This window comes from Desulfopila aestuarii DSM 18488, assembly GCF_900143695.1.
Classification (GTDB): Bacteria; Desulfobacterota; Desulfobulbia; order Desulfobulbales; family Desulfocapsaceae; genus Desulfopila; species Desulfopila aestuarii.
Genome location: NZ_FRFE01000005.1, coordinates 267,618 through 293,809 on the forward strand (window position 1 = coordinate 267,618; position 26,192 = coordinate 293,809).

Annotated in this window: 23 protein-coding genes; 16 read left to right on the forward strand and 7 right to left on the reverse strand. The window is 51.9% G+C overall.

Translation table 11 applies throughout. The annotated features are described in order from the left end of the window. The first annotated feature begins 5 nt into the window (after positions 1-5). The 7 genes from BUF15_RS07520 to BUF15_RS07550 all read left to right on the forward strand — a co-directional run bounded on the left by BUF15_RS07520 (position 6) and on the right by BUF15_RS07550 (position 5,270). Positions 6-449 carry a HEPN domain-containing protein gene (locus BUF15_RS07520; protein ID WP_073612841.1) on the forward strand — a complete coding sequence of 148 codons (444 nt, stop codon included), beginning with the start codon at positions 6-8 and terminating at the stop codon, positions 447-449. Further along, entirely contained in the window at positions 446-808 is a 363-nt protein-coding gene (locus BUF15_RS07525) for a hypothetical protein (RefSeq protein ID WP_073612842.1), read from the forward strand. Before BUF15_RS07520 ends, BUF15_RS07525 begins: the two co-directional genes overlap by 4 nt. A gap of 148 nt (positions 809-956) precedes the next feature. Next, entirely contained in the window at positions 957-1,346 is a 390-nt protein-coding gene (locus tag BUF15_RS07530) for a hypothetical protein (RefSeq protein WP_073612843.1), read from the forward strand. 242 nt (positions 1,347-1,588) lie between these two features. Continuing rightward, positions 1,589-2,248 (forward strand): 7-cyano-7-deazaguanine/7-aminomethyl-7-deazaguanine transporter, encoded by a 660-nt coding sequence (locus BUF15_RS07535; protein ID WP_073612844.1) that lies wholly within the window; start codon positions 1,589-1,591, stop codon positions 2,246-2,248. 236 nt (positions 2,249-2,484) lie between these two features. After that, complete coding sequence (locus tag BUF15_RS07540) at positions 2,485-3,024, forward strand: CDP-alcohol phosphatidyltransferase family protein (RefSeq protein ID WP_073612845.1); 540 nt, start codon at positions 2,485-2,487, stop codon at positions 3,022-3,024. After that, positions 3,017-4,411 carry a CDP-archaeol synthase gene (locus BUF15_RS07545; protein ID WP_073612846.1) on the forward strand — a complete coding sequence of 465 codons (1,395 nt, stop codon included), beginning with the start codon at positions 3,017-3,019 and terminating at the stop codon, positions 4,409-4,411. Before BUF15_RS07540 ends, BUF15_RS07545 begins: the two co-directional genes overlap by 8 nt. A 100-nt stretch (positions 4,412-4,511) precedes the next feature. Beyond that, a complete protein-coding gene (locus tag BUF15_RS07550; protein WP_073612847.1) occupies positions 4,512-5,270 on the forward strand; it encodes a TSUP family transporter in 759 nt (252 codons plus the stop codon). Positions 5,271-5,282: 12 nt separating this feature from the next. Here the strand turns inward: BUF15_RS07550 and BUF15_RS07555 are convergent, their stop codons facing one another. From BUF15_RS07555 to BUF15_RS07565, 3 genes are all read right to left on the reverse strand, one after another. Beyond that, a complete protein-coding gene (locus BUF15_RS07555) occupies positions 5,283-6,470 on the reverse strand; it encodes a class I SAM-dependent methyltransferase (protein ID WP_073612848.1) in 1,188 nt (395 codons plus the stop codon). Between the two features lie 104 nt (positions 6,471-6,574). Next, complete coding sequence (locus BUF15_RS07560; RefSeq protein WP_073612849.1) at positions 6,575-9,280, reverse strand: hybrid sensor histidine kinase/response regulator; 2,706 nt, start codon at positions 9,278-9,280, stop codon at positions 6,575-6,577. 140 nt (positions 9,281-9,420) lie between these two features. Beyond that, complete coding sequence (locus BUF15_RS07565) at positions 9,421-11,439, reverse strand: AAA family ATPase (protein WP_073612850.1); 2,019 nt, start codon at positions 11,437-11,439, stop codon at positions 9,421-9,423. 507 nt (positions 11,440-11,946) lie between these two features. Here BUF15_RS07565 and nifE point away from each other — a divergent pair. The 4 genes from nifE (at position 11,947) to BUF15_RS07585 (ending at position 16,961) form a co-directional block, all read left to right on the forward strand. Next, the gene (gene nifE, locus BUF15_RS07570; protein WP_073612851.1) at positions 11,947-13,305 is read left to right on the forward strand and encodes a nitrogenase iron-molybdenum cofactor biosynthesis protein NifE; all 1,359 of its coding nucleotides are present in this window, start codon (positions 11,947-11,949) and stop codon (positions 13,303-13,305) included. Next, positions 13,305-14,660: a nitrogenase component 1 gene (locus BUF15_RS07575; protein ID WP_073612852.1), complete on the forward strand. Its 1,356-nt coding sequence runs from the start codon at positions 13,305-13,307 to the stop codon at positions 14,658-14,660. Before nifE ends, BUF15_RS07575 begins: the two co-directional genes overlap by 1 nt. 73 nt (positions 14,661-14,733) lie before the next feature. Then, complete coding sequence (locus BUF15_RS07580; protein ID WP_073612853.1) at positions 14,734-16,011, forward strand: radical SAM protein; 1,278 nt, start codon at positions 14,734-14,736, stop codon at positions 16,009-16,011. Between the two features lie 113 nt (positions 16,012-16,124). Then, positions 16,125-16,961 (forward strand): pirin family protein, encoded by an 837-nt coding sequence (locus BUF15_RS07585; protein WP_073612854.1) that lies wholly within the window; start codon positions 16,125-16,127, stop codon positions 16,959-16,961. A gap of 133 nt (positions 16,962-17,094) precedes the next feature. Here the strand turns inward: BUF15_RS07585 and BUF15_RS07590 are convergent, their stop codons facing one another. The 4 genes from BUF15_RS07590 to BUF15_RS07605 form a co-directional block, all read right to left on the reverse strand. Further along, complete coding sequence (locus BUF15_RS07590) at positions 17,095-18,129, reverse strand: ATP-binding cassette domain-containing protein (RefSeq protein ID WP_073612855.1); 1,035 nt, start codon at positions 18,127-18,129, stop codon at positions 17,095-17,097. Then, the gene (locus BUF15_RS07595; RefSeq protein WP_073612856.1) at positions 18,113-18,817 is read right to left on the reverse strand and encodes an ABC transporter permease; all 705 of its coding nucleotides are present in this window, start codon (positions 18,815-18,817) and stop codon (positions 18,113-18,115) included. Before BUF15_RS07595 ends, BUF15_RS07590 begins: the two co-directional genes overlap by 17 nt. 137 nt (positions 18,818-18,954) lie before the next feature. Beyond that, the gene (locus BUF15_RS07600) at positions 18,955-19,851 is read right to left on the reverse strand and encodes an ABC transporter substrate-binding protein (RefSeq protein ID WP_073612857.1); all 897 of its coding nucleotides are present in this window, start codon (positions 19,849-19,851) and stop codon (positions 18,955-18,957) included. A gap of 2 nt (positions 19,852-19,853) precedes the next feature. Beyond that, a complete protein-coding gene (locus BUF15_RS07605; RefSeq protein ID WP_073612858.1) occupies positions 19,854-20,792 on the reverse strand; it encodes a helix-turn-helix transcriptional regulator in 939 nt (312 codons plus the stop codon). 271 nt (positions 20,793-21,063) lie between these two features. Between BUF15_RS07605 and BUF15_RS07610 the strand changes: the two genes are divergently transcribed. The 5 genes from BUF15_RS07610 to BUF15_RS07630 all read left to right on the forward strand — a co-directional run. Continuing rightward, complete coding sequence (locus BUF15_RS07610; RefSeq protein WP_073612859.1) at positions 21,064-21,849, forward strand: HoxN/HupN/NixA family nickel/cobalt transporter; 786 nt, start codon at positions 21,064-21,066, stop codon at positions 21,847-21,849. Then, entirely contained in the window at positions 21,846-22,322 is a 477-nt protein-coding gene (locus BUF15_RS07615; RefSeq protein WP_234981134.1) for a MarR family winged helix-turn-helix transcriptional regulator, read from the forward strand. The genes BUF15_RS07610 and BUF15_RS07615 overlap by 4 nt, the downstream gene beginning before the upstream one ends. A gap of 186 nt (positions 22,323-22,508) precedes the next feature. Continuing rightward, entirely contained in the window at positions 22,509-24,185 is a 1,677-nt protein-coding gene (locus BUF15_RS07620) for an ATP-binding protein (protein ID WP_073612860.1), read from the forward strand. Further along, complete coding sequence (locus tag BUF15_RS07625; protein WP_073612861.1) at positions 24,185-25,489, forward strand: sigma-54-dependent transcriptional regulator; 1,305 nt, start codon at positions 24,185-24,187, stop codon at positions 25,487-25,489. Before BUF15_RS07620 ends, BUF15_RS07625 begins: the two co-directional genes overlap by 1 nt. A gap of 455 nt (positions 25,490-25,944) precedes the next feature. Beyond that, positions 25,945-26,192, forward strand: a 248-nt coding sequence (locus BUF15_RS07630) for a transposase (RefSeq protein ID WP_200802344.1), incomplete at its 3' end; no start/stop codon positions are given.

A 26,192-nucleotide genomic window follows, 5' to 3' on the forward strand; every position in this document is an offset into this window, starting at 1 on the left:
TTACCATGCAGCTCATCCAGATCCAGCCGAAAGAACAAATCATTCCCATCGACAACTGGCAGGAATATCTTCGTGATGGCGAACAGTTTCTGCGCACGGCAACACGAGCGTATGAAACCAACAAACGAGCCTTTTCCCCAGAGACACTCTACAACCTGACCGCCATGGCAATTGAGAAATACATCATGGCCTTTTTGATGCAGCGTGGAGACCTGGCGGAAAATCACACCATGGCAGATCTGGCCGCAGCACTTGAACGGCATACCGGTCCTCAGCCTGAACTTTTTGCCAATTTACTACTGCTCGACTCATTTCAGGACATCTGCGACTTCGAATTGTCCAGATACCTCCCCATAAGCCCGCAACAGATTCCCACGATCATCGATATCGGCCACGATGTGCGACGATTTCTTGAGCCATTGTTCCATGAGAAGGAGATCGATTCATGAACAGTCAGACATCCGGTGGCAGCCCGCAACAGGCTGTGCCCACCCCAATTCCCCTGCGCCCGCTCGGTCTGGTAAAAAACCTCATCGAAAGCCTAGGGCTTGACATCACCTATCTCTTTGACGATCTGATTTTTATCGAGCATAACGCATTTCTGCTGCAGATGGGTGCGGATAAAGGTGAGGAGATCGCTGTCTGGTTCAATGAAGAATCGACACCCAGTGACCGCCCAGAGATGCTTTTACGATTGCAGGAGGAGGGGACAACATTCGGCCTCATTATTCAGGAAAAAGGCACCTATTCTCTTTCCGACAATCACAATGGGGACGGTGTCGATATCCGCTTCAATGCCTTAATCTAACTTTTTTACAAATCCACTTTGACAGAACCCGAAATCGACCCTGGCACCACCTTGAGCTTTTTTATGGAATTTCCTGCGCCGATATGAGAAACTGTTTCCTGCACCACCCTCAGTCGCTAGAAAATCCATTCTCATAAAGGGAGTACCAATGTTACGGGATCTGTCATTGGCCGCAAAATCGGCCTGCAGCAAGGAAGATCAGGAATTGCTTGTACCCATTGTCAAACAATTGAAAGAGCTGTCCGAAGTGGCCAGCAAATCGGGCATGCTTGCTCTGGAAAATGAACTACCAAAGATTGACGATCCGTTTTTCAACCTTGGCATGCAGCTCATCATTGATCGGGTTGAACCGGAAAATGTCACCGCAGTGCTCGACTCCGACATCTACTACAACGAATCGAACGGTCGCGAACTGCTCAAGAAGATCATTATCCGGGAAGGATTGCTGCGGATTCAGGCCGGCGACACCCCACGCAACGTGGAGATCTGCACCAGAATATTTCTCGGCAAAGTTGAGCGGGAGGCCTGGAAAAAATAACATCCATTCTCCGGCAACGCCGGGACGTTTCCACCGCCCCGGCGCATCTTTTCAAAACGTTTCCACAATTACTTCTCGCTTCAATATCGTCAGGCAAGTTTTTTTTGTTAACACCCTGAAAAACTGTTGTTGTCTCTGACGTTGCCGGTATAATGACATCCCTTCAGGACCGGTTGCAACACTGACCGGAATATTTTTTTATCTCGGGTTCCCTCACCCCGACAACCAAAAAGGATACCATCATGCTGGTTCTTTCCGATGCGCAGATAAAGCGCGCCCTTGTTGTTCTTGTTACTTTTCACATCATCATTATTGCCGCCAGCAATTACCTGGTGCAGATACCTGTCCAGATCTTCGGGCTGCAGACCACCTGGGGCGCTTTCAGTTTTCCTTTTGTCTATCTTGCCACCGACCTGACAGTCCGTATCTTCGGGGCCGCCGAAGCCCGACGGATCATTTTCGGGGCAATGATGCCGGCACTTGCCATCTCCTACGTGGTCTCGGTGCTCTTCTTCGAGGGCGCATTTCAAGGCGCAAGTGGATTGGCCACTCTTAACATTTTTGTGCTCCGCATCGCCTTCGCAAGCTTTGTCGCCTACGCCATCGGACAACTCGCCGACATCAAAGTCTTCACCAGACTTCGCCAGAACAAAAGCTGGTGGGTCGCGCCGTCCGCGTCCACCATTTTCGGCAATCTGCTGGACACAGTGATCTTCTTTTCCTTTGCCTTTTACGCCAGCAGCGACGCCTTCATGGCCGCCAACTGGCCGGAAATCGCGACTGTGGACTACGGATTCAAGCTTCTCATCTCTCTTCTACTCTTTCTTCCTGCTTACGGTGTATTGCTGCGTATCCTGACCGACAGGATTCTGGTACAACCCGCCACTTTCAGCAAGGCCTGAAAAATAATCAGCCCAAAAGCCTCCGCCCGCGCAACGTCGCGGGGGCGGAGGTCATTTTTCACGTGCTGCGGTTACAACAGCCTCCCTTGGTGCCACGCAGAAGAGTACACTTGCAAGAAGCAGGGATACACCTTGACGTTTTCACGAATGTCTGCCAATAGTTAGTAAGATACTAACAACAGTTTCTGTCGGCGAAAAATATAGGCTCTCGGGCTGATACACACTACCTATATGACATGCACCTGCTTAAACTTCTGACCCCCAGCATCCTGTCCAGCTTTCGCCTTCTGGCAGCATTGCTGTTTCCCTTCTGCCCGGAAAGCTCATGGCTCTGGCTGATCGTTGTAGCTGGAATCAGCGATGCACTGGACGGCTGGCTGGCCAGAAGCTGGCATGTAGTAACCTGGCAGGGTGGGCTGATCGACGCCATCGCCGACAAGCTCTTCGTGCTCACGGTGCTGATTATCTATGTCAAGGCCGGCAAAATTGACCTGGAGTGGATTCCGGCTGTTATCTCCCGCGACCTGCTGGTACTGGCCACCGCCCTGCATATAGCCTTCAGCAGAGCCTGGGACTCATTTAAGAAAATGACTGCCCGGGCCTCGGGAAAATTGGCAACCGCCGGTCAGTTCGTGCTCTTTCTACTGGTAGCGACAGTCCCGGATCTCACCTTCTATGCTCTGCTCTTTGCGTCGCTCTGCAGCGGGCTCTCAGCTATCGACTACGGGCGGTTGTTCGTGAAAGAACTTACCGCACGAAACCGTTCCCATGAGTGACATTCTCCACATTGTCATCTTTCTCTTATGGGTAAATGGGTTGCCCCCGCTGGTGGCTATCCTGATTCATGGTCGTTTCGAAAATCCTGTCGACGGAGGTCGCCTGTGGAGTGACGGTCGTCCGCTGTTCGGTCGCAACAAAACGGTTCGAGGTGTGGTAGCCGCGACAGTGGGTGGCATACTGCTCGCCCCGTTTCTTGGTGTCCCGTGGTGGGCCGGAAGCCTGGCCGGCTTTCTTGCCATGATCGGTGATCTTACTTCCAGCTTTGTAAAGCGCAGAATGCAAATCGACAGCGGCGGCAGCGTCTTCCTGCTTGATCAGCTCTTTGAATCGCTCCTGCCGCTGCTGTTCTTCAACCTCTTTCTGCAGCTCACTCTCCTTAAGAACTTTACCACCCTCTTTCTTTTCACCCTCGTCGCCTATACCAGCTCAAGACTTTGGCTGCATATAACCGGACGGCCATTGCCAGCCAGATACCCCCGGGTCGTACAATCGATGGTTCGCTTTCATGAATGGCGGAGCTGCCATACCCCGCTGGCACGTTGGCAGGTGTGGTTCAATCTCACGAGCTTCCTCTCAGACCAGGTCCTTCTCACCTGGCTCTTTCATGTGACCGGCCTCTACAGCAAAGGCAAGAAGAATGCACTGGCAATCGGGGTGACTGAAAGAATCTTTTCCTTTTCAGAGCTACCCGAAAAATTTGACGGTCTTCGCATTCTTTTCCTCACCGACCTGCATCTCGACGGCCTGGAGGGAGTTGATCATGAACTCTGTCGGATTGTGCAGGAAACCGACATGGATCTCTGCCTTATCGGCGGCGATCTGCGAATGAAGACCTACGGTGACAGCGACCCGGCTATCAGCAAACTGGAGCTGGTGCTGCAGCATGTGCGCGCACCGCTTGGCTCCTTTGGCGTACTAGGCAATCATGACTGCATCGAGATGTTGCCGAATCTGGAAGACGCCGGCCTCATCATGCTTGTCAATGATGGTATTGCCATCGAACGCGACAATGAACGAATCTGGATAGCCGGGGTCGACGATCCACACTACTACCGGCTGCACGATGTTGCCCAGGCTACCTCTGAGATTCCGGACGGCGACTTCACCATCGTTCTCGCCCATTCACCGGAAGCCTACATCGAAGCTGAAGAAAACGGTGCTCATCTCTATCTCTGCGGCCACACCCATGGCGGCCAGGTCTGCCTTGAGCAAGGGGTACCCATTATCACCAACAGCCGCGCGCCCCGTTATACTGCTTCCGGCCCGTGGCGCCATGGCCGCATGCAGGGTTATACCAGTCGTGGAGTAGCTCCGTCATCCATTCCGGTACGCTTCAATTGCCCCGGCGAGATTGTTTGCATTACTCTTCAACGTACGAAATAATTCCCCCGAAATCGTAAGGCCATTGCCCACTCAGCCCGGCCATGGTAAAGCTTTCCGGGTTCAGTATGTCCTTTCCATACCTTATTGTTTGGAGCAACAGATGGAACTTGCCGGATTTTCCTTAGAGATCTTGACTATTCTTTTCTGCATTGCCGTCGTGGCAGGTCTCATCGACACTTTGGCTGGGGGCGGAGGATTGATCGTTTTACCCGCGCTTATCCTCACCGGAATCCCTCCCCACTACGCACTCGGCACCAACAAGCTGCAAGGCAGCATGGGCACAGCCACTGCGACCATCATGATGCTCAGGAAACGGCGGGTACACCCGCAGGAAGTACGCACCCTCATGATCGCCGCTTTCCTTGGTTCAGTGCTTGGCACCGTAGCTGTACAGTTTGTCGACACCGACATACTCTCTTTTGTGATCCCCTTGGTGCTGACCTGTATTGCCATCTATTTCCTGTTTTCACCACAACCGATACAAGGCGGCAAAGCCGTCCTCTCAGAGCGTTCCTACCAACGCTTTGCAGTGCCTGCCATCGGCTGGTATGACGGCATGTTTGGTCCAGGTACCGGTTCGTTTTTTGCTCTGGCTGGCGTCTCGCTACGGGGCCTCGGACTGATCGATGCTACAGCCGTGGCCAAGACACTCAATTTTGCAACAAATATTGCTTCTCTTTTCGTCTTTCTTCTGGCCGGTAAAATCGTCTGGGTTGTAGGCCTGTTGATGATGGTAGGACAGATGCTCGGAGCCTGGGCCGGGTCTCATGTGCTTTTTACCATCAATCCGAAATACCTGCGGCTGCTGGTGGTAGCCATGTGTACGGGGATGATGATCCGCTACGTATTCTATTCATGAGTTGCGAGATGTTCACCGCTTGCTGCCGGTCACCACATATACAGGGTCGCTCACCTGTAGCTCAAAGTAGTGAGGATCACCTTTTGGTCTGGGCCAATTGCGAAAACTGGTGGTGGTAAAATCGGTAAACGCATTGCGTAAAACCGAAACCACATAGCTCATCCGCTCGAACTCATGGAGTTTCTGCCAGATCCGCGTCACTTTTTCAGGAAACCACCTGTTGGAGAAACTGACAATAATCTGGCCCGAGGGTCGCAGCACCCGCGCCGCCTCGCGCATCACCTGTTCCGGATTCAATAGATATTCAAAGGAGAGGTGGCAGCAGACCACATCAAAGGATTCCTTTGCAAAAGGCAGTACCGGATTCTCGTTGAGGTCATGCACCAGCCATTGCACCAGAACACTGTTGGCCTGCAACTCTTCAGCGTTCATGCCAAGGCCTGTTACAGATAAACCTTCGGGCAGATGCGACTGAACACTGCTCATCAGATCCAACACATGGTTTCCCTCACTCATACAACCTGCCATACAGGCCAACAGGTGGGCCCGTGCCTGACTGTCAAGATGCTCAACCAAACGGGGTTTTCGATAATACTGACCGTCTTCGGTACTGTCCAACCGCTCAAACCGGTCTGACTCATGAAAATCCGGATAATGTTCACGCAACAACTCAATTCCCGGCCCGTTTGTCAGAGCGTCCTCGAGCCAGTCGGCACAGCGCCCACCCCGCTGCGCTTTGGTTGGACTTATCACCGATTCGACCTGCGCGCGCACGATAATAGGAATATCGGCCAACGGATGGTTACAATCCACCTCGATGAGATTGTCGGCAGAAGAGATGACCCGCATGGGTTGCAGGGTCTGGGGATAGATACCTGAGACACCTGAGAGAAACCCTTGGGGATACCAGCGCCCAACCCGCGGCTGGGGCTGCTGTGACAATTCCCCTGGTGGCCGCCATTGATCCGACCGAACCTTCAGGCGCCAGGAAGGGTCATAAGTGATGGTTTCGCCGTCGATCAAAGTCCTGGAGCAACCCTCGCGCATCCCTGTTAATAATTCAAGATGATCGGGCCGGAAAAAATCCCGCCACAGATTGACCGAACCACAATAGTAATGGTCGATATGGCGGGCTTCATTACTGCTATACTCTGTTCTGAGAATAATTCGTGCAATTGAATCCTGATTGATGCGGTTCATGCTTGACCTCCGATAGTAAACGTATGTTTCCTAACAGAGTAAGCACGCTCAACGCTCTAAACAATCACAGTCGCAGCAAGGAATGACACTATCGTAAAATCTACTTACCGGGATCGCCCCATACCAAGGAGGGTCCGCAACTGCACCAATAAATCGTCACCCCTGACCGGTTTCTCACAATAGGCGCTGATTCCCATCTCCATGGCTTTCTCCCGGTTAATGATCTCGCTATGACCGGTACAAAGGATGATCGGCAAACCGGGAACGATAGAAAGTGCCTGGCGGGCCAGTTCAGCTCCGGTCAGGTGCGGCATGGTCATATCGGTCACCATGGCGGCAAATTCTTGAGGCTTCTCCTGCAAAAGAGCGAGCGCCTCACGCCCATCGGTACAGGTGCTGACCTGATACCCATAACGGGTAAGAAAACCCTCATTGATGGCAATGATATCCTTTTCATCGTCAACCAGCAGGATATGCTCATTGCCGCCTTCCACTCTCACCGTCTCCAAGGAGGGTTTACTGTCGACCACCTGACTTTCCATCTTCGGGAAATAGACATGAATTGTCGTCCCCACCCCTTTCTCGCTATAGACATGGATATGCCCGTTATGGCTCTTGACGATTCCGTGTACTACCGCCAACCCCAGACCTGTACCTGCCTCCGGGCCTTTGGTGGTATAATACGGATCGAACATCCGTTGCCGGGTTTCGGCATCCATGCCAACTCCGGTATCACCGACTTCAAGCCGCAAATATCTCCCCGGAGTCATCTGGAGCAACTCGTTGCTGCGATTGGCGTTGATGTTGACTGTTTTAATGCTCACGGCCAGCACGCCACCCTTTGTCATCATCGCATGATAGGCGTTGGTGCAGAGGTTGAACAGAATCTGCTGGATCTGGGTTGAATCAGCTAAGATTATGGCATCACCAGCAATATTTTGCTCTATGGATATAGTGGCAGGCAACGTCGAACGCAGCATTTTCATGGACTCCCGAACAATTGCTGACAAGTCGACCGGCCCCTTTTGGTGATTGCTTTTTCTACTGAATGTCAAAATCTGGCGAATGAGATCCCGCGCCCGATCAGCTCCTTTCAAGGTTCCATCGAGAAACTTCCGCACCTTTTCCGGATTTTCAGCCTCAATACGGGCCAATTCGGCGTAGCCGATGACAGAACTTAATATGTTGTTGAAATCATGAGCAATGCCACCAGCAAGCGTACCTATCGACTCCATCTTTTCTGCCTGGATCAGTCGATCCTCAAGAGCTATTCGTCGCTCCCGCTCGATCCGTTCTTTCGTGATATCACGGGAAATGCCAAGCAGGTAAGCAGGTTCGCCATTTTCCCCCATTATCGGGATTTTTTTGGTGTGCAGATAGCGTATCCCATCGGGCCCCGGCAATCGCTCCTCAGAAATATCTAGGAGCTTTCGCTCGTTCAGTGTCTCTTTATCCTGGTCGGCAAACACAGAAGCCATTTCATGAGGAAAAACCTCAAAGGCAGTCTTTCCAACAAAGTCTTCCTTGTTCAATCCCAGAAACTCCTCAGCGGTTCTGTTCATCCTGACAAAACGCAGATCATCAGCCCGCTTGACGAAAACCATATCCGGGATATTCTCAACAACCGAATTGAGGAAACCTTCACTTTCCGCCAAGGCCCTCTCCGCTTTTTTACGCCGGAGGATGGTAACAAACAGACAGGAGAGCAATATGAGCAATAAGGTGATAAACGTCACCGTTGCCCATACAATCCCTTTGAACTCTTGATAGAAGGATCTCGGTACGTTCTGGATCACACTGTCCGGTGGAAGCTGCGTCTTGTCAATATGCAGCTTTTGCAGGATACGATAATCAAAGGTGGGAACATTTGGTCCTACCGACGGAGGAAAGGAGGATACCGCCCCATCACCAAGAATCTCTACGGCGAGGCCTGCTGCAGCCTTCCCCTGCGCCACACCGCTGGTGACGACTCCACCCAGGACACCTGGGTGCATATAGGCATCTTCCATGCTGATAACGACAAAATCGCCGGATCCAGCTATGGCCTGTAGCGAGCTACCAAGAGCGACCGGCTGGTTGTTCTGATTCTGCAAACCGCCGATAGTGGTAAGCAGAATCGTCCCCTGCTTTTTCCCCTTCAGCCGCTCCAACAGTTGCTGAAGATGGTTTTCAGAAACAAATTCGAATTTGGTCCCGGCGGCAATGGAACCGCGCTCCCTGGTAAACTTCATGATATCACCGCGAATAGCCACATCCGTCTCCGAATTGTCGCCAACAACCAGAATCGTCTCCTCTTCAGGTAAGAGTTTTCGGATCAGATCAATATTTCTGGCAATATCTTTCACTTCATACACGCCGGTATAGATATTCCGGTCTAATTGGGCATCCACATTCATGGAATTGACCCCGCAGAACACCACCGGTGTGGCGGGAAAGAGCTCCTGCTTAAATTCCAGCAGGAACCTGAGGGCGTTATCGTCGGTGGAAAAAATCAGATCTGGCGTGTAACCATGATATTTCTGCCGTAGATATCCGGCAAAAAAGCTCTGGTAGGAGGCAGAAAAATAAACCCGCTTGGTGTCAAGGTATTCATCGGCGAAAGTCAGGCTTCGTCCCTTGAAGACAGCAGATATCTCATTGACAAAGCCCTCGTTCTGCGACTTGGTCCACGGATATTCCTGGTGATAGGAATGCAGCACAAAAATCTTATGTTCATCGACCTGAGCCAGAGCATTGCCACAAAAGACATGAAGCAACGCAGCAAGAAGGACACAACGACGAAGATAGGTATAATAGAGCGTAAAAGGCATGAATTGAGCGTAAACGGGCAGTGGTGGGGTGCCCCGGTTCGGGAAGTGTAAGTCGTGCTATCCTATTCCACTTGCATCTATTTCGCAACTGCAAACGCAGCGCGGTGAATGCCCTTTTGCGTCAAAAAGAAAATGGGCAATTACTGTAGAACCTCGATCTCCACCCGCCTGTTCATGCTTCGCCCTTCTGTGGTGTCGTTAGAGGCAATAGGTTTCTCGCTACCAAAGGCCTGCACCCGCAGTTGGTGCGAGGGGAGACCTTTCCCGAGGAAAAAGCTCTTGACCATATTGGCACGAAAAAGTGAGAGCCGGTAGTTATACCCTTCAGAGCCAAAGGAATCGGTATGTCCGGATATGACGAGAATTGCTTCGGGATGATCTCGAATAGCGGCCACTAAACCCTCTACATCACTAAAATCAGTAAAGAAAAACTCACTTGAATCATTGTTAAAGCGGATCACTATTGCTTCTTTTGGCAGTTCAGTTACAGGTGGCAGTAAAGGTTTCTGCACCTCAGGTTCCGGTTGCAAAAGCCCCAGCCTCTTTGACGCTTCCGTTTCCAACGGCTCAGGAGCAGCCTCCTGGGCCACCGGTTGCTCCACTTCGAGCTCATTCACCGGTTGGGCAACTGGAGTGGCAGCAGGCACGATCACCTGAGGAACCGGTTCAGAAGAAACAGGATCTATGCCTGAGAGAGTACCTTCCTTCGGGTTGCCCGTCTCAGGGGAATTCTGACTATTGAGAAGAGGCTCAACTGTGACAGTAGTCCCCTTCTCCTCAACAGATGGCGGGATGGCCACCTTCTTGGAAGTCGGGCTTGGAGCAACTGGTTGAGGGGGAACAGCCGGCTGTTGTCCTGGAGTTTCAGGTTGCTGCTGAACAGGTTCGTTCCCCTGAGACTCATCAGAGGCTTTGGGCTTTTCGCCCACTGGTTCCGATTGGTCGGTCACCGGGCGAGGGGCAGTATCAAGAGCAGTCAATCGTTCTTGAAGTTCAAACAACTGGCGACTTGCACCGTTATAAAGGGTATCGAACGTCGCCCTATCAAAATAGTAAAGAGCACCAGCACCAATAAACAGCAGGGCAACGAAAAAAATCAGCGGACGGCTATACGAACGATTTGGGCTTTGCAGAATTGGTCGTTGGGGAGGAGCCGTTTTGTATTCTACAGTATCCTCAGTCTCAGACACGCCTTCCGGTTGTGGTTGAGCCGGGGACACAACAGGGGCTTTCACGCTGGGAACAACCTGGGGAGCAGTGTAGGGTGGTGGCGATACAGGCGGTGATGGCGCTGGAGTTTCAAACTGGGGAGGCATCGGTCGCTGAGGAGAAGCATAACTTTGCCGCCCGACATACTGGGGGATCTTCAACTCATGGGCACAATTCCTGACCACATCAGCACCGATGACTCGCTGCTCGCGCACAAAGCCTGTCAGGAGACAATGATCGCACAGGATATTAATTCTTCTCGGAAACCCTCCGGAATATCGATGGATCTCCATGAACGCTTCCGCATCGAAGATCTGCCGGTTTGCGCCCGCTACACTTAGCCGGTGTTTGATATACTCTTCTGTTTCCAGATCTGTCAGAGGCTTGAGATGATAATTGAGAGTGAGTCGTTGAGCAACTGCCCGGTTTTCCGGGCGCTCCAGAATTTCATTGAACTCATCCTGGCCGACAAAAAAGATATTGAGGAGATTCAACCCATCCTTCTGAATATTGGAGAGAAGCCGGATCTCCTCCAGGAGGTCCTGGGTCAACAGTTGTGCTTCATCGATCAGGAGCAGCACCTGCTTCTTGTTTTGATGACATCTCGCCAGGAACTCACTAAAATAGATAAGAAATTTGCCTTTGCTCTTAAAATTTTTCCGGATACCAAAAGAGTTGGCAATGTAATTCAGTAAATCGTTGAGTTCCAGACGTGGGTCAGGAACTGAGGCGTACAGGACATCCTCGCTGAGCCCTTTTATCAAGGCATTAATCAGCGTGGTTTTACCAGTACCCACATCCCCGGTCAGCAGCATAAACCCTTTGTTATCGAGCACACCGTAAGTGAGGGTCGCCAACGCCTCTTTATGCTTTTCGCCAAGCCAGATAAACTTCGGGTCGGAAGCAATTTGAAAAGGCTTAATATCGAGATTAAAGTACGAAGTATACATACATTTACTGCCAACTGTCTGAATTTATCAAAACTATTGGGGACTTATGGTCCCACCAAATAACACGTTTGGTTTACGTGCTCTTGCCGTGACAAAGGAATTCACAATCCCATAGATTAAACTCCACCATTCTCACATCCTTTTCGTCTTCTACTATGCGGCGTATTCACAAAACTGCAACCATTCTTTTTTGAATACACTAACTTCCATAATTTTAAGCATCCCACCTCAGGAGCCAGATTTCACATTATACCAGCCAACAGCCAGAGTAACATTCGTCTGCCCATCATAATACCACCAACAACACTTTTGCAGTAAGCCTACATAAATGTAGCCCTTCCTACACCTTCATTCTCATGTGGATCTCTTGTCATTTCATGAGATAATAAATCGTATCATTCTAGTATAATTACACAATTCAATTCTCACGCCCTCTGGCACAATGGTTGCGTATCAGGAGACAGCACCAGTCAACTCCCGCTTTTTCAGCATATTCCAGAGGGGATTATGGAACCACTACACGTCTTAAAAGAACGAGAGCCGCAGATTCACCGAAAAGGTGAGGCTCCCTTTTCCATCGAGTGCAACAAAGACAGCCTGGCCGGAGCAGTCAGCCAGAGAGCTTGCGTCTTCTGCGGCTCCCGGGTGGTACTCTACCCCATCGCCGATGCGCTCCACCTGGTCCACGGCCCCATCGGTTGCGCCGTTTACACCTGGGATATCCGAGGAGCTCTCTCTTCAGGCCCCGAGCTGCATCGTCTGTCGTTTTCCACCGACCTGCAGGAAATCGATGTCATCTTCGGTGGTGAGAAAAAACTCTACAAGGCGCTTATCGAGTTGATCGACCGGCACCAGCCCAAAGCCGCCTTTGTCTATTCGACCTGCATCGTCGGTCTTATCGGTGATGATATGGAAGCAGTCTGTAAACAGGTCGAGAAAGAGAAATCCATACCCGTGCTGCCAGTAATGTCCGAAGGGTTTAAAGGCAACAAACGCGCCGGCTATGAAGCCGCCTGCAGTGCAATGACCCGGCTCGTAGGAACCGGCGATATCTCGGGTATCTCCAAACATTCCATCAATATTTTAGGCGATTTCAACCTGGCCGGAGAGATCTGGCTGATCCGTGAATATTTCAACCGAATCGGTGTTGAAGTCGTAGCCAACATTACCGGCGACGGTCGAATCGAAGACATCAAACGAAGCCATGGGGCCGCACTCAACGTCGTCCAGTGTTCCGGCGCCACCATGGATCTCGCTACCATGATGAAGAAGCGTTTCGGCATTCCCAATATCAGGGTCTCCTACTTTGGTGTCGAAGATATGGCCGAAGCGCTCTACGAGGTGGCCCGGTTCTTTAAAGATGACGAGATGCTTGAGAAAGCCAGGGAGTTGGTGCGGATGGAACTCAGTACCCTCTTACCAGAACTCCAGAAATACAAAACTGCTCTGGCGGGAAAAAAAGCAGCGATCTATGTGGGCGGTGCCTTCAAGGCCTTTTCTCTGGTGAAGGCCTTCCGACTCATCGGCATGAAGGTGGTGATGGTCGGTTCACAAACCGGCACCCGTGAAGATTACGAGGAGCTCGAGGAGATCACCGACGAGGGCACGATCATTATCGACGACGCCAATCCGTTGGAACTGTCAGCAATCATCCGGGAAAAGGATGTGGATATTTTTGTCGGCGGTGTCAAGGAACGTCCCATTGCCTATAAGCTTGGCGTGGCCTTTTGCGATCACAATCATGAGCGGAAGGAAATGCTGGCAGGCTTTCATGGCATGCTCAATTTCGCTCGCGAAGTGTACGGATCCGTCATGAGTCCGGTATGGCAGTTTGTGCCAAGAAGAGTTTCAGAGGAGAAGGAATAATGTCCAAGATGCCTAACTACGTTTCCACCACCAACGCCTGCAAACTCTGCAAACCGCTTGGAGCATCGCTGGCCTTTCGCGGCATTGAAGGTGCTGTCCCGTTTCTGCACGGCTCCCAGGGCTGCGCCACCTATATGCGCCGATATATTATCAGCCACTTCAACGAACCCATTGATATAGCCTCGTCGTCACTTGGCGAAAAACACGCGGTCTATGGCGGTTCGGCAAACCTGAAAATGGGTCTGAAAAATGTTACCGCCAAGTACAAACCCCAACTGATCGGCGTTGCCACCACCTGCCTCACCGAAACCATAGGCGACGACGTCAAGATGATCCTGGCTGAATACAAGGACGAGTTCCATACCGGCATCGACGACCCGCTTATCATCTCGGTCTCGACTCCAAGCTATTCCGGTACCCATATGGAAGGCTTCAACGCGGCCTTAAAAGGAGTCGTCGAGCAGCTTGCCAACGGTGGCGAACAAAATGAAACAATCAACATTCTTCCCGGCTTTATCTCTGCTGCCGATCTCAGGTACTTAAAAGAACTGCTTCAAGATTTCGGCATTGCCGCCACGGTGCTCCCCGACTATTCGGAGACTCTTGATGGCGAAGCCCTAAATGAATACCCGCTGATCCCAAAAGGCGGCACCCCGCTCAGCAGTATCCGCAATATGGGCCGAGCCAAACTCACCATCGAATGCGGCCGCACTTTTTCCGGCGAAACGGCTGGTTCACAGCTGCTCAAGCTGTTTACCGTGCCGCTCACCAGGGTCGGACTGCCCATCGGCATTCGGGAAACCGACCGTTTCATGGATGTAGTGTCCGAAGCGGCAGGCATCGAGATACCCGAGAAGTATCGCAGCGCCCGAGGCCGCCTGGTAGACGCCATGGTGGATGGCCACAAATATATCTTCGGCAAACGGGCTGTAGTCTACGGTGAAGAAGATCTCGTCGTCGGACTCACCGCCTTCCTGGCTGAAATCGGTATCAAACCTGTACTCTGCGCTTCGGGCGGCAAAAGCGGCAACATGAAAGAGAGCATAGCAAACGTGCTCGAAGGCCTTGGCTGCGAGATGCCGGAGGTACACGAAAACGTCGATTTTTACGACATCGAAGAGCGGGCGAGTGATCTCGACCTTGATCTCCTGGTGGGCCACTCAAAAGGTTACAGCTTTGCCCGTCGACAGAATATTCCCCTTATCCGGGTGGGCTTTCCGATCCATGACCGTATCGGCGGCCAGCGACTGCTCCATATCGGCTATCACGGGGCACAACAGCTTTTTGACACTATTACCAACACCATCATTGCCAAGAAGCAGGACGATTCAGACGTGGGCTACAGCTATATGTGACCCCCCTCACCTGCCAATACTATCTATCCCGCCCGGAATCGGGCTAACCGCACACTTACCAAAAGGCGACATCATGAAACAGCTGACCAAGAGCGACTATCATCGTCATCCTTGCTTCAACCCGGAAGCCAAAGGCCTTTACGGACGGGTCCACCTGCCGGTCGCCCCGAAATGCAATATCAAATGTAACTTCTGCGACAGGAAGTATGACTGTGTCAACGAGTCACGGCCCGGGGTTACCTCCTCGGTGCTCAGCCCATACCAGGCCAAAATCTATATGGAGAAGGTACTCGAAAAAGAGCCGCGGATCAGTGTCGCCGGCATCGCCGGTCCCGGAGATCCTTTCGCCAACCCAGAAGAGACCATGGGAACCCTCAGGATGATCAGAAAGAATTTTCCTGAGACACTGCTCTGCGTCTCCTCCAACGGGATGGGTATCGGTCCGTATATTGAAGAACTCGCCACGCTCCAGGTGAGCCATGTTACTATTACCATTTGTGCCGTCGATCCGGAGATCGGCAGCAAGATCTATAGCTGGGTGACTGACAACAACATCATCTATCGTGGCTTGCAGGGCGCCGAGCTGTTGCTCGAGAGGCAGCTGGTGGCGGTTAAGAAGCTCAAAGAATGCGGTATCCTGGTGAAAATCAACTGCATCGTTATCCCCGGCATCAACGATCACCACGTGGAAGCAGTCGCTGCCAAAATGAAGGAACTTGGCGCCGATCTTCTGAACTGCATGGCCATGTTCCCGAACGTCAACACCCCGTTTGGCGAGATCCCCCAGCCCGACAAAGCTGCCATGAAAGAAATCCGTGATACCGCAGAAACCTATCTACCTCAGATGCGGCACTGTACCCGTTGCCGAGCTGACGCAGTGGGACTTTTGGGTGAAGACCGTACCAACGAGTTCCGCAGTTGCCTTAGCGATTGCGCCACCACCCCGGTGCCAGCTGGAGAAGAGCGCCCCTATGTGGCAATAGCCACCCAGGAAGGCATCCTCGTCAATCAGCATCTCGGCGAAGCGAAACGTTTCCAGATCTGGGCCAAAGAAAACGGTACCTTTGTAAAAATCACTGACCGGGAAGCACCACCTTCCGGCGGTGGCATCCGGCGCTGGCATAAACTCGCCCGCATTCTTGGCGACTGTCGTGCGGTTTTAATAAGCGGCATTGGCGACACCCCACTCGACATTCTTATGAAATCGGGAGTTGAGCCCATTGAGGCTGCAGGCTTTATCGAAGAAGCCCTGGCCACAGTCTATGAAGGTGGTCACACCGGCGGCCTCAAAGGAAGGCGTAAATCATGCGCCTCGGGGGGCTGTCAGGGCTCCGGAGGCGGCTGCGGCTGATAGCTAGAAGACAATAGTTTCTTCAGCATGTGTACTTACAATTGACCTTTCTGCCCCAAAAGACATACACTTTGACGTATCATCCATCCATTTCCATTTTCAAGGAGGAGACAATGGTCCGGCAAATTCTGGAAGTTTTTCGAGGGCAAAAGGTCATTGAAGGCGCAGGGGTTCATCTTTGCAGGGTATTTGGTTTTAATAACCCCGCCCGGTTTGATCCGTTTTTGATGCTTGACGATTTCAGGTCGACAAACAGGGCGGAGTTCATCAAGGGTTTTCCGTGGCACCCGCACCGGGGCATTGAAACTATCACCTATATGTTGCAGGGTGATGTGGAGCATGGCGACAGTCTGGGCAACACCGGCACCATCTCTTCTGGCGATGTGCAGTGGATGACAGCTGGCAGCGGTATTATCCATCAGGAAATGCCAAAAGGCGATGATAACGGAATCCTGTTGGGTTTCCAGCTGTGGGCCAACCTGCCGGCGAGAAATAAGATGATGGCTCCACGCTACCGGGGAATCACAGCAGCCGATATCCCGGAGGTGAAGACAAGTGACGGCACCCGTATCCGGATCATTGCCGGCAGCATCGATGGCATCACCGGACCGGCGGACAATATCATCATCGACCCGGAATATCTGGACTGCACGGTCCCGCCAAATACGGAATTTCGCCATCCGACCCAACGAGGCTACACGGCCTTTCTCTATGCTATTGGCGGCGACGGCAACGTACTTCATAACCGCGTGAGGGACGGCGACCTGGTGCTCTTTGGTGATGGAGATGAGATTGTCGTCTCCGGCGGGACTGAACCGTTCAGGTTTCTTTTTCTCTCCGGCAAACCCATCAGAGAACCGATCGCCTGGAGAGGGCCGATTGTTATGAATACAGATGAAGAACTGGACCTGGCCTTTAGAGAATTACAAAATGACACCTTCATCAAGTAAGCTTGAGCCAATCCCCGAGGATTAAGGATACACAATCATCTTCTGCCGCGGGGCCTCTCATATCCAAAATATGCCAAAACGACGCCGCGAAGCATTCAACCTGATCCTCAACGTTGGCTAGAAAGGAAGCACCCTACCAGCTCGAACCGCAGCGCAGACAGCTATCCGGCAAATGCACGGTCATCTTGCCGCCGATTACCGGGGGATTTTTCAGATAGTCTTGCATCGACAGGAAGAAGTTCAGCTGGATTTCAAGATCAAGTCCTATCCGGATACGGCCGCGGTCCTGACTGATCTGCACCACATGGCCGGTGAAGACGTTTCTACCTGAAGGTTGTTCGTTCCCGGAGACAATGGCCACATCCTCCGGGTCGACCTGCAGCTTGAGGTTTTTCGCCCCGGCAACCAGCAGATGCTCCGGCATGGACAACAAAAGCCGCCCCGGAGCCTGGCACAGTACCCGGTCACCTTCACGCCGCACCACCACCGCCCGGTAAACATTTTCCGGAGCAACATCAGTAAGCAGGCCGTGTTCAAGCATCAGAGTATGATCAGCAAGGCTGCGCCCCTGTGAGAGATAGTGGGTTGAAAAGATGATCGACGTATTCTCAGCCTTATTCACCCGGTTAAGAATGGAGAGGATGATCTCCTGATTCTCCTTGTCAACATTCGCGCCAGGTTCATCGCAGAGCAGCACCTCGGGTTGTATGGCCAGTGCCCGAGCCAGGGCCACCCGTTTTGTCTCTCCGCCTGAGAGTTTATGGGCGTCGGCCTCAAGAAAACGCTGCATCCCCACAAGATCCAACATCTTCACAACCCGATTATGCCGTTCCTCTTTCTTGACACCCCGTATCTTCAGGCCATACTCCACATTCTTCCAGACCGGCCCGGTGAAGAGAATCGGGTACTGATCGAGCAACACCACCCGTCGTCGTACTGTCAGGAGGGAGCCAGCCGAGTAGTCGACAGCTGTTCCGCCAAAACGAATCTCCCCACAGCTTGGCTGGTCGAGAAACGACAGCAGGTTCAACAATGTTGTCTTCCCCGCGCCATTGGGCCCGATCAGGGTGTAGATCCGGCCCGCCTCAATGGCCAGCTCACTGATATCCAGTACTGCACGGCCTTTGAACTCTCTCCGCACATTAATCAGTTCATACAGTGTCGGCATGGGTTCGGCCCTGGAAAAAATGAAAAAGGGTGTTCAGAATAAAGGCAATGACCAACAGAGTGAGCCCAAGCGCCACCGCCAGCACAAACTCCCCCTTATCGTACTCGAGCGCCATGGCGGTGGTCATGGTGCGGGTAAAGCCCTTGGCATTACCGCCCAGCATCATGGAGATACCCACCTCGGCGATAACCCGGCCAAAAGCGGCGATAATTGCCGCACAAATACCAAATCTCGCCTCCCGTACAATGACCATCGCCATCTGCAGGTCAGTAGCCCCAAGGGTCAGGGCGGTCTTCCGGTAACGGGTATCAATACGGCTGATAGCGGCGATTGTGAGGGAAGTGACGAGGGGTACAATCAAAATGACCTGGCCGATAATCATCGCCTCCTGGGTATAGAGCAGTCCAAGAAAACCAAAAACGCCTCGCCGGGAGATAAATGAATAGACCAAAAGGCCGATAACAACGGTAGGAAGAGCCAGCAGGGTATTGAGGCAGGTCAGCACCAACCGCTTTCCGGGAAAACGTCTGTAGGCAATGAAAAAGCCAGCTGGAATACCAAAGATAGAGGCAATGAGCGTCGAAAGAGCGCTCACTTTCAGCGAGACCCAGACAATCAGCCACAACTCAGGATCCCATGAGAACAGCAGCAGAATAGCGGATTGCAGACTATCTGTTAAAAGACCCATACCACCCAATACGAATAGAGCAATTTCTCTTTACGTCGCCCTGAAGGTCAGACGACAACCACACCCTATCCCTTAATAGAAAAAGGAGAAGCCGACAATGAACTTCTCCTTTTTCAGGGTTGTGACGCGATGAAACTTTACTTGATCACGTCCGGGAAGAACAACTGTTTGCCTTCCATTTTGTAATCACCAATCACTTTCTGGCCTTTGGGGCCGACCAGCCAGTTGACGAACTCCATGGTGACATCATATTTTACGTTCGGATATTTTTCCGGATTGACCGGAATAACACCGTACGGATTGGCCAGCCCTTCATCACCCTCACTGACGATTTCCAGATCTACAGCAGGGGTCTTGCCAAATTTATACGCGATATAGGTGCCGCGATCTGTGAGGGTATAGGCCTGTTTTTCCTCTGCAAAGGTGATAGTCTTACCCATGCCCTGGCCAATGGAGGTGTACCATTTATCAGAATCAACAGGACGCTTAAAGGTGATCTTGGCATCTTTTCCACCCTTGACAATGGAAATGGTCTGCTCTTCCATCGGTACGCCGCTTGCTACCCACAACGATTGTTCCTTGGTGTGAGTGCCGCTGTCATCACCACGGGAAATGAACCCAGCGCCAGCATCAGCGATCTTTTTCAACGCCTCATTGGCGGTTGTTGCACTTTTAACACCAGCCGGATCGGCTGCAGGTCCGATTATGACGAAATCATTGTGCATTACCGGATAACGTTCGGTACCAAAGCCATCAGCAACAAATTTCATTTCGCGATCTTTGGCATGGACGAAGATCACATCGACGTTGCCATCCTCACCGTCGCGAATTGCGGCGCCGGTACCCTTGGCAATAACCTTGATCTTGATGCCGGTGTCCTTTTCCAGTGCAGGCAGAAGGACATCAAGCAATCCTGAGGACTGGGTACTGGTGGTGGTCGACATATTCAGTATCTTGTCTTCACAGATGCCGTTACCGGCAATGGCAAGACCGACCATCATCATGGACATTGCTGCAACTGCTTTTCGAAACATCTTCATTCCTCCATATTGAAATTATTTGGAAACATCATTTTTCCGCATAGGGAAACATCATATCCTTCCAGGGATTCAGCCTGTTGCCGGAACTGCTTTTCATCAAGCAACGTCAAAAAGCTCTGGATCCCCTTTTCAAAAAAACGTTCACGACTGATAAGCAGGTCGAATCGTTCCCACCTGAGCGGCAGAAAATCGAGTCCCAGCATGCCCGCAACCGCACGGATGGCTGGCGCGGCGTCAGCCCGCCCGGAAAGCACCTCCAGCCCGGCATCAAGATGACGGGAAACCTCATTATGATAGCCGTTGATATCGTTATGCGAGATATCCGACTTGGAAATTTCATAATCGAAAAGCAGCCGGGTGCCAGTTCCGAGATGACGATTGACAATCCGCACATTTTTTTTTGCCAAATCTGCGATGGACCCAATGTTCTTCGGATTGCCGGGACGAAGCAGAATTCCCTGCTCCCGTTGGCTGAAATTGACGAATACCGGAGCTCTATCCAGCTCCTGCTCGGCAAAATCAAAATTATACTCCTGATTATCATCCTGCAGCAGATGGCAAACACCAATATGACACAAACCACGTCGCAAACTGGTTAATCCTCCCATACTCCCCTGGTTGGAGAAAAAGGCGATTGTATCCTCTCGGAGCTTATGAAAAAGCGACAATGTCCGCTGGAACAACGGGTCATCGCTACCTGCCAGGAGCAGCACACCGTCTTCGGATGAAAGGCCGGCATAATCCTTTCGGTAATTGAGAATATGCGCATCAAGCCAGTCCTCAACCAGACGCCTGGGAAACAGCCACTTTCCAGTAACCTTGGTTGCGGGTAGCCCTTTGTCGTTCACGAGAGAATAGATCATCTTCTCGTTAACTTTGAGCATGTTGGCGACTTCTTTCGTGGTGAGAAACGTTTTCACTGTCACGCGTTCCATCCTAATTTCCTTTCAGTTCCCAATTATTACGAAATGTACACTTCATCTATTAACACCCAGATTATTTGTCAACCTGAGTCATCTCGACTTACCAAAAGCAACTCGTAATAACCAATTATAACACTTCACCTCATTCATTGTTGCTTGACTATCAAATATCTTGACTATCAAACAACAATATGCTCTTTTAGCTCTATTCTTGAATATGGATATTGGTTGAATCTTTACAAAATTCAAATTTATTATAAAAATTAAAAGCATAGAACTTCACATGGACATGGAACCACTTTTCATCGCGGCCCTGCAGTCGAGCTTTTTGCTTGGCCTTATCCACGGCGTCAACCCTTGCGGCCACTCCTGGCTGGTACTGGCACCCTTTGTCGCCGGCGAGAAGCAGGGAAGAAAGGTCGCTGGCCTCACTTCCGCTTTTCTCATAGGCACAGCTCTGGCCTGCCTTGCTTTGGGCGCTACCCTCGGTGCAGTTTCCATGCTCCTGCCACCCCAGGCAACATATTGGGTGGAGATTTCTACATCAGTGCTGCTGATGCTGGTAGGACTGGTGTTGCTCTATGACCCACATATCCTGCACAAACATTCCCATGAAGATCACGAGCATAATGATTCCGGGCACGGCTGCCACCATAATCATGATCACTGCCAGCAACCGATGATCCCACATCATAATCACCACCAGCACGGATGCAGTTGTACGAAGACTGGCCATACGGGTAATCAGGGACATACTCATCGCAAATGGCTGGCAGCAAGCCTCTTTACCATCGGCTTTGTCAACATGGTCATTCCCTGCCCGACCGCTGCGGTAATGTACGGCTATGCCCTCAACTCCGGCAGCAGCCTGACCGCAACCCTGGTATTCGGCAGCTATGCATTGTCTACGGCCATTGCCGTCGGCCTGGTCATTTACCTCATCTTCAAAGTAACCACCATGGCGGGGCGGTTGCAGAAAGAATGGGTTGAACCACTGATCATGCGTTCCGCCGGCCTGATCATCATCCTCTTCTCCAGCTATGGCGTCTACAGCGCCATTGCATCATGACAACCATCACCACCAAACCATCAGGCTCATCCATGCCGGAACTCCCCCAAAGTGACAACATGGTCCTGAATGCGCTCTCCCACCAGCTGGTTGAATTCTTCGACAAGATCAACTCATGGGAAAACTCCGTGGTCCGGGGCAGCGGGCTCTCACCTGCCCAGATGCACACCCTCGAAGTGATCGGCCACCGGCAGGACATCCGCATGAAAGAGCTGGCCGAGCGACTCGGGGTGACCACCGGCACCCTCACCGTCGCTGTCGATAAACTGGAGAAAAAAGGGCTCGTCATACGAAAACCGCACCTGCACGACCGTCGGTCCTGGCTAGTATCGCTTACCGAAAAAGGGAAAGCGATCTTCCATCGCCACGACCGCTTTCACCGGGATTTCACTGAAGAGATATCGGCGGGTTTGACCACGGAGGAAGTAGCCCAATTTTCCGCATTGCTCACCAAGCTGTTGCATCGCATGTGATCCCCTGCCGTCCCCAACCGCCACGTTGACAATACCAATTGAAAAATTGTATGGTTATGCCCAGTAAGCCCATATGCGTTTTTCAGCCTCCCGGTCTTGTTGTGTTGCAGACACCATATCGGCTCGCCGGAAAAAACGTATCGGTACAAGCCCATTTGAGATCTCACCTCCACCCGGCAGGAGCGTATGGAGCACTGGAACCACAGTCCGCATGTCACAACCGAAAATCCGGGCAGCTTCAGCCAGCAGCAGATTATTAACGATATCTTGAGGCTGTCGCTTGAGCCACTCCTGTTCCAGGAACTGCTCGAGCGCATCCTTTCCTATCTTGTTAATCAGAGAGAACTCCTGTTGCGCCCAAAAGCGGCTGTATTTCTCACCGACCAGGAAACTGAACAACTGGTGCTGAGAGCCTCTCTCGGATTTACCGAGCCGCAAAAGACCCGCTGCGCCAATGTCCAGTTCGGACATTGTGATTGTGGCCAGGCTGCCAGAACCGGAGCCATCCACTTTTTCACCGATTGTCCCCCTCTTGCAACAACAGATGATCCAGAAGACGGCAACGGCCATTACTGCATTCCGATATTAAAGGATAGCCAGGCCATCGGTGTTCTCACCCTCTGTGTCGACAAAACACACCAGCCATCCACCAGGACCAGAGAGCTGTTTGAGTCGATTGGCAACATCCTGGCGACCGTTATCGAAAGCCAGAAAATGGACCAGCAGCTGATTGAACTGGTCAACGATCTTCGCATCTCCATCATCAACCTCCGGGAAGAAAAACAGTTCACCGAATCAATCATCCAGAGCCTGCATCATGGCCTTCTGGTCACTGATCTGCAGGGCACCATTATCAAAAGCAATAATGTGGCCCGCCGCATACTCGAGCCGTTTGTCGATGAGCTCGACGGCAAAAGCCTGCAGGGCCTGGTCGGTACTGACCACGCAGAAATGCTCACCGCCGGCGGGCAAGACGTAACCAGTTATACCGGCAAAGACGTGTCACTCTCTACCGGCGAAGGCCAAGAGTTCATCCTCAGCATTTCCGGCGCCCCACGTAAGGATGCCCGCGGCAACCATGTGGGATATATCGTCTCCCTTCTCGATGTAACGGAACTACGCTATGCCAGAAAAGAAATGGAGAAGATGAACCGGCTCTCCACTGTGGCGGAAATTGCTTCGGCAGTTGCACACGAAGTCCGCAATCCACTGGCCGGCATCAAAATTATGGCCCAATCCATCGAAGAAGATGCGGTAGACAACGAGCAGCAGCTCGAATGCTCCCGCCGCATCATCCGCCAGGTGGACCGCCTCAACGAGCTGCTGACCGAATTTTTCTCCTATGCCCGGCCGGTGGAGCCCAAGAAGCGGCCCATTTCGATTCGCTCCATCCTGGCCGAAACCCGGCCGCTTATCAGCAACCGGCTGATGCAAAACGCCATCGACCTTATAGAAGACATCGCCCCGGACCTACCGGATGTGATCGCCGATCCCAACCAGATGCAGCAGGTCTTTCTCAACCTGATGCTCAACGCTACCGACGCCATTCGCCAGAACGGCACCATCACCATCAACGCCAGATTGCTCGTCGGCCACAAACTCAGTATTTACAAAAAACGCTACCCGGGGCTACTCACAGATAACCGCTATGTACTGGTCGTCTTTTCCGACAATGGCGCAGGCATGCCCGCCAATGTTGTGGATAAGGTCTTTGAGCCGTTTTTCACTACCAAGACCACAGGCACAGGTCTCGGCTTATCCATTGTCTATCGAACGTTGCGAGAAAATGGCGCGGCCATCTCACTGGAGAGTCAGCAGGGAAAAGGTACTACCTTCAACATGTTTTTCCAGACGGGTGAATAATGGGCACGGTGTTGATTGTCGATGATGTCGAAGATCTACGCTACTCACTGTCAAATACTGTGCGCCGCGCCGGCTACAGTGTGTCGGTGGCGGCTAACGGCCAGGAAGCCCTGGAGATATTACGCACTTCCATTGTCGAGTTGATCTTTCTTGATATAGGGTTGCCGGACGGCAACGGCATCAACCTCATCCCGAAAATCAACGAGCTTTCACCGGGCGTTGATATCATCATGCTTTCAGGACGTAATGACGCCAAATCTGCAGTGCAGTCGCTTCGCGAGGGTGCGGTCGATTATATCGTCAAGCCGTTTGATCTGATAGAGTTCAAATCAGTGCTGCACCGCATCATGCGCTCCCGACTATTAGGTAAACAGGCGCAACTCGCCGATACCTGCACCAGTGTCGACGCCATCATCGGCAACTGCGAGTCGATGCGGAAAGTAAAAGAGACCATCCACATGGCCAGCGAGGTGGAGTCTCCTGTTCTTATCACCGGAGAAACCGGCACCGGCAAAGAGCTGGTGGCCCGCGCTATTCATGACGCCTGTCCTGGAAACAAGGGGGTTTTCGTCAAGGTGGACTGCGGAACCTTATCGGCGAATCTCGTTGAATCCGAACTCTTCGGCCATGACCGCGGAGCCTTCACCGATGCGCTTACCGACAAGAAAGGGTTGGTGGAAGTTGCCAGCGACGGAACCCTCTTTCTCGACGAGATCGGCAACCTTCCCATTGCATTACAGCCAAAACTTCTACGTCTCATTGAGGAATCGATTTTTCGCAAGGTCGGCGGCATTAAGGATATCGCGGTAAAGGTCAGGATTATCGCAGCCACCAACGCCGATATCGACCGCGAAATCGACGCCGGCACCTTCCGTGAAGACCTCTACTACCGTTTAAACGTCATCCCGCTGCAACTGCCACCGCTACGAGACCGGGGAGACGATGTACTGCTGCTAGCCGACGCCTTTATCCGCACCCTCAGTCGCGACCTGAAAAAAGAGATACGGGGCATCGCCCCTTCTGCCGTGGAAGCGATGCTCGCCTACGACTGGCCCGGCAACATCCGCGAACTTCGCAACCTTATCGAACGAGAAATCATTTTCTGCAAAAGCGGCTGGCTGAACCCCTCTGGTCTACGGCCCGCTCCATCTTGTGGCGGACTGCAGGGCGAAGAGCTGGTTACCTTGAGAGAAAATGAGCGCCGCTACATCAAACAGGTGCTCAATTACACCAATAATAACAAATCAAAAGCCGCCCGCATTCTCGACATCTCCCGAACAACCCTGAGGGAAAAGCTCGACTGACGTCAATACCTCAATCTGTTGATAGTGTTGTGTAATCGCGCACTGCGCCTAACATTTTTTCAGCCAAGCAGAGTGTCATCCTGAGCCTGAAATCTGCTTAAGTCCAGGTTTTGAGAAACAGTAGATCTATCAAGTAGAGGTGGGTACGCACTCGGTAAAGAGATGTACTGGTAAGGTCAACGGAGTGTCCTTCGCGTCTGAGGCTTTTTTCTCACCATATTTAAGAGCAGGGCCGCCTGAGGACGTCTTTGGGTAAGCTATAGTCGGTAGTTACTCTATTTCTGAACAATTCTAAAGAAGTAGGATGATCTACCCTCACAGGAATAATGTTAACAGTCATCAACTGTTCAAGGTAAAGAGATTAGCAGGATGTTGAAAAACTCACAATCATAGGGAAGATCCAATCAAAATCGTGTATTATTTAACCAACTATAATCATTAAACAAAGGTGAGATATGCGCGGTTATGACCAGCACCAGCAGAAGATGTTCAGTTACCTGTCTCCGGAATCCCGAGTGCCACAGAATCACCCGTTGCGTCCCATTCGTATCATAGTGGACAAGGCTCTCAAGGAACTGTCACCGGTATTTCAAGAGCTATATGCCCGCAAAGGCCGACCATCGATCGCACCGGAGCGGTTGCTCCGATCTTTGTTGCTCCAGATACTGTATTCAATCCGAAGTGAGCGAATGCTGGTTGAGCA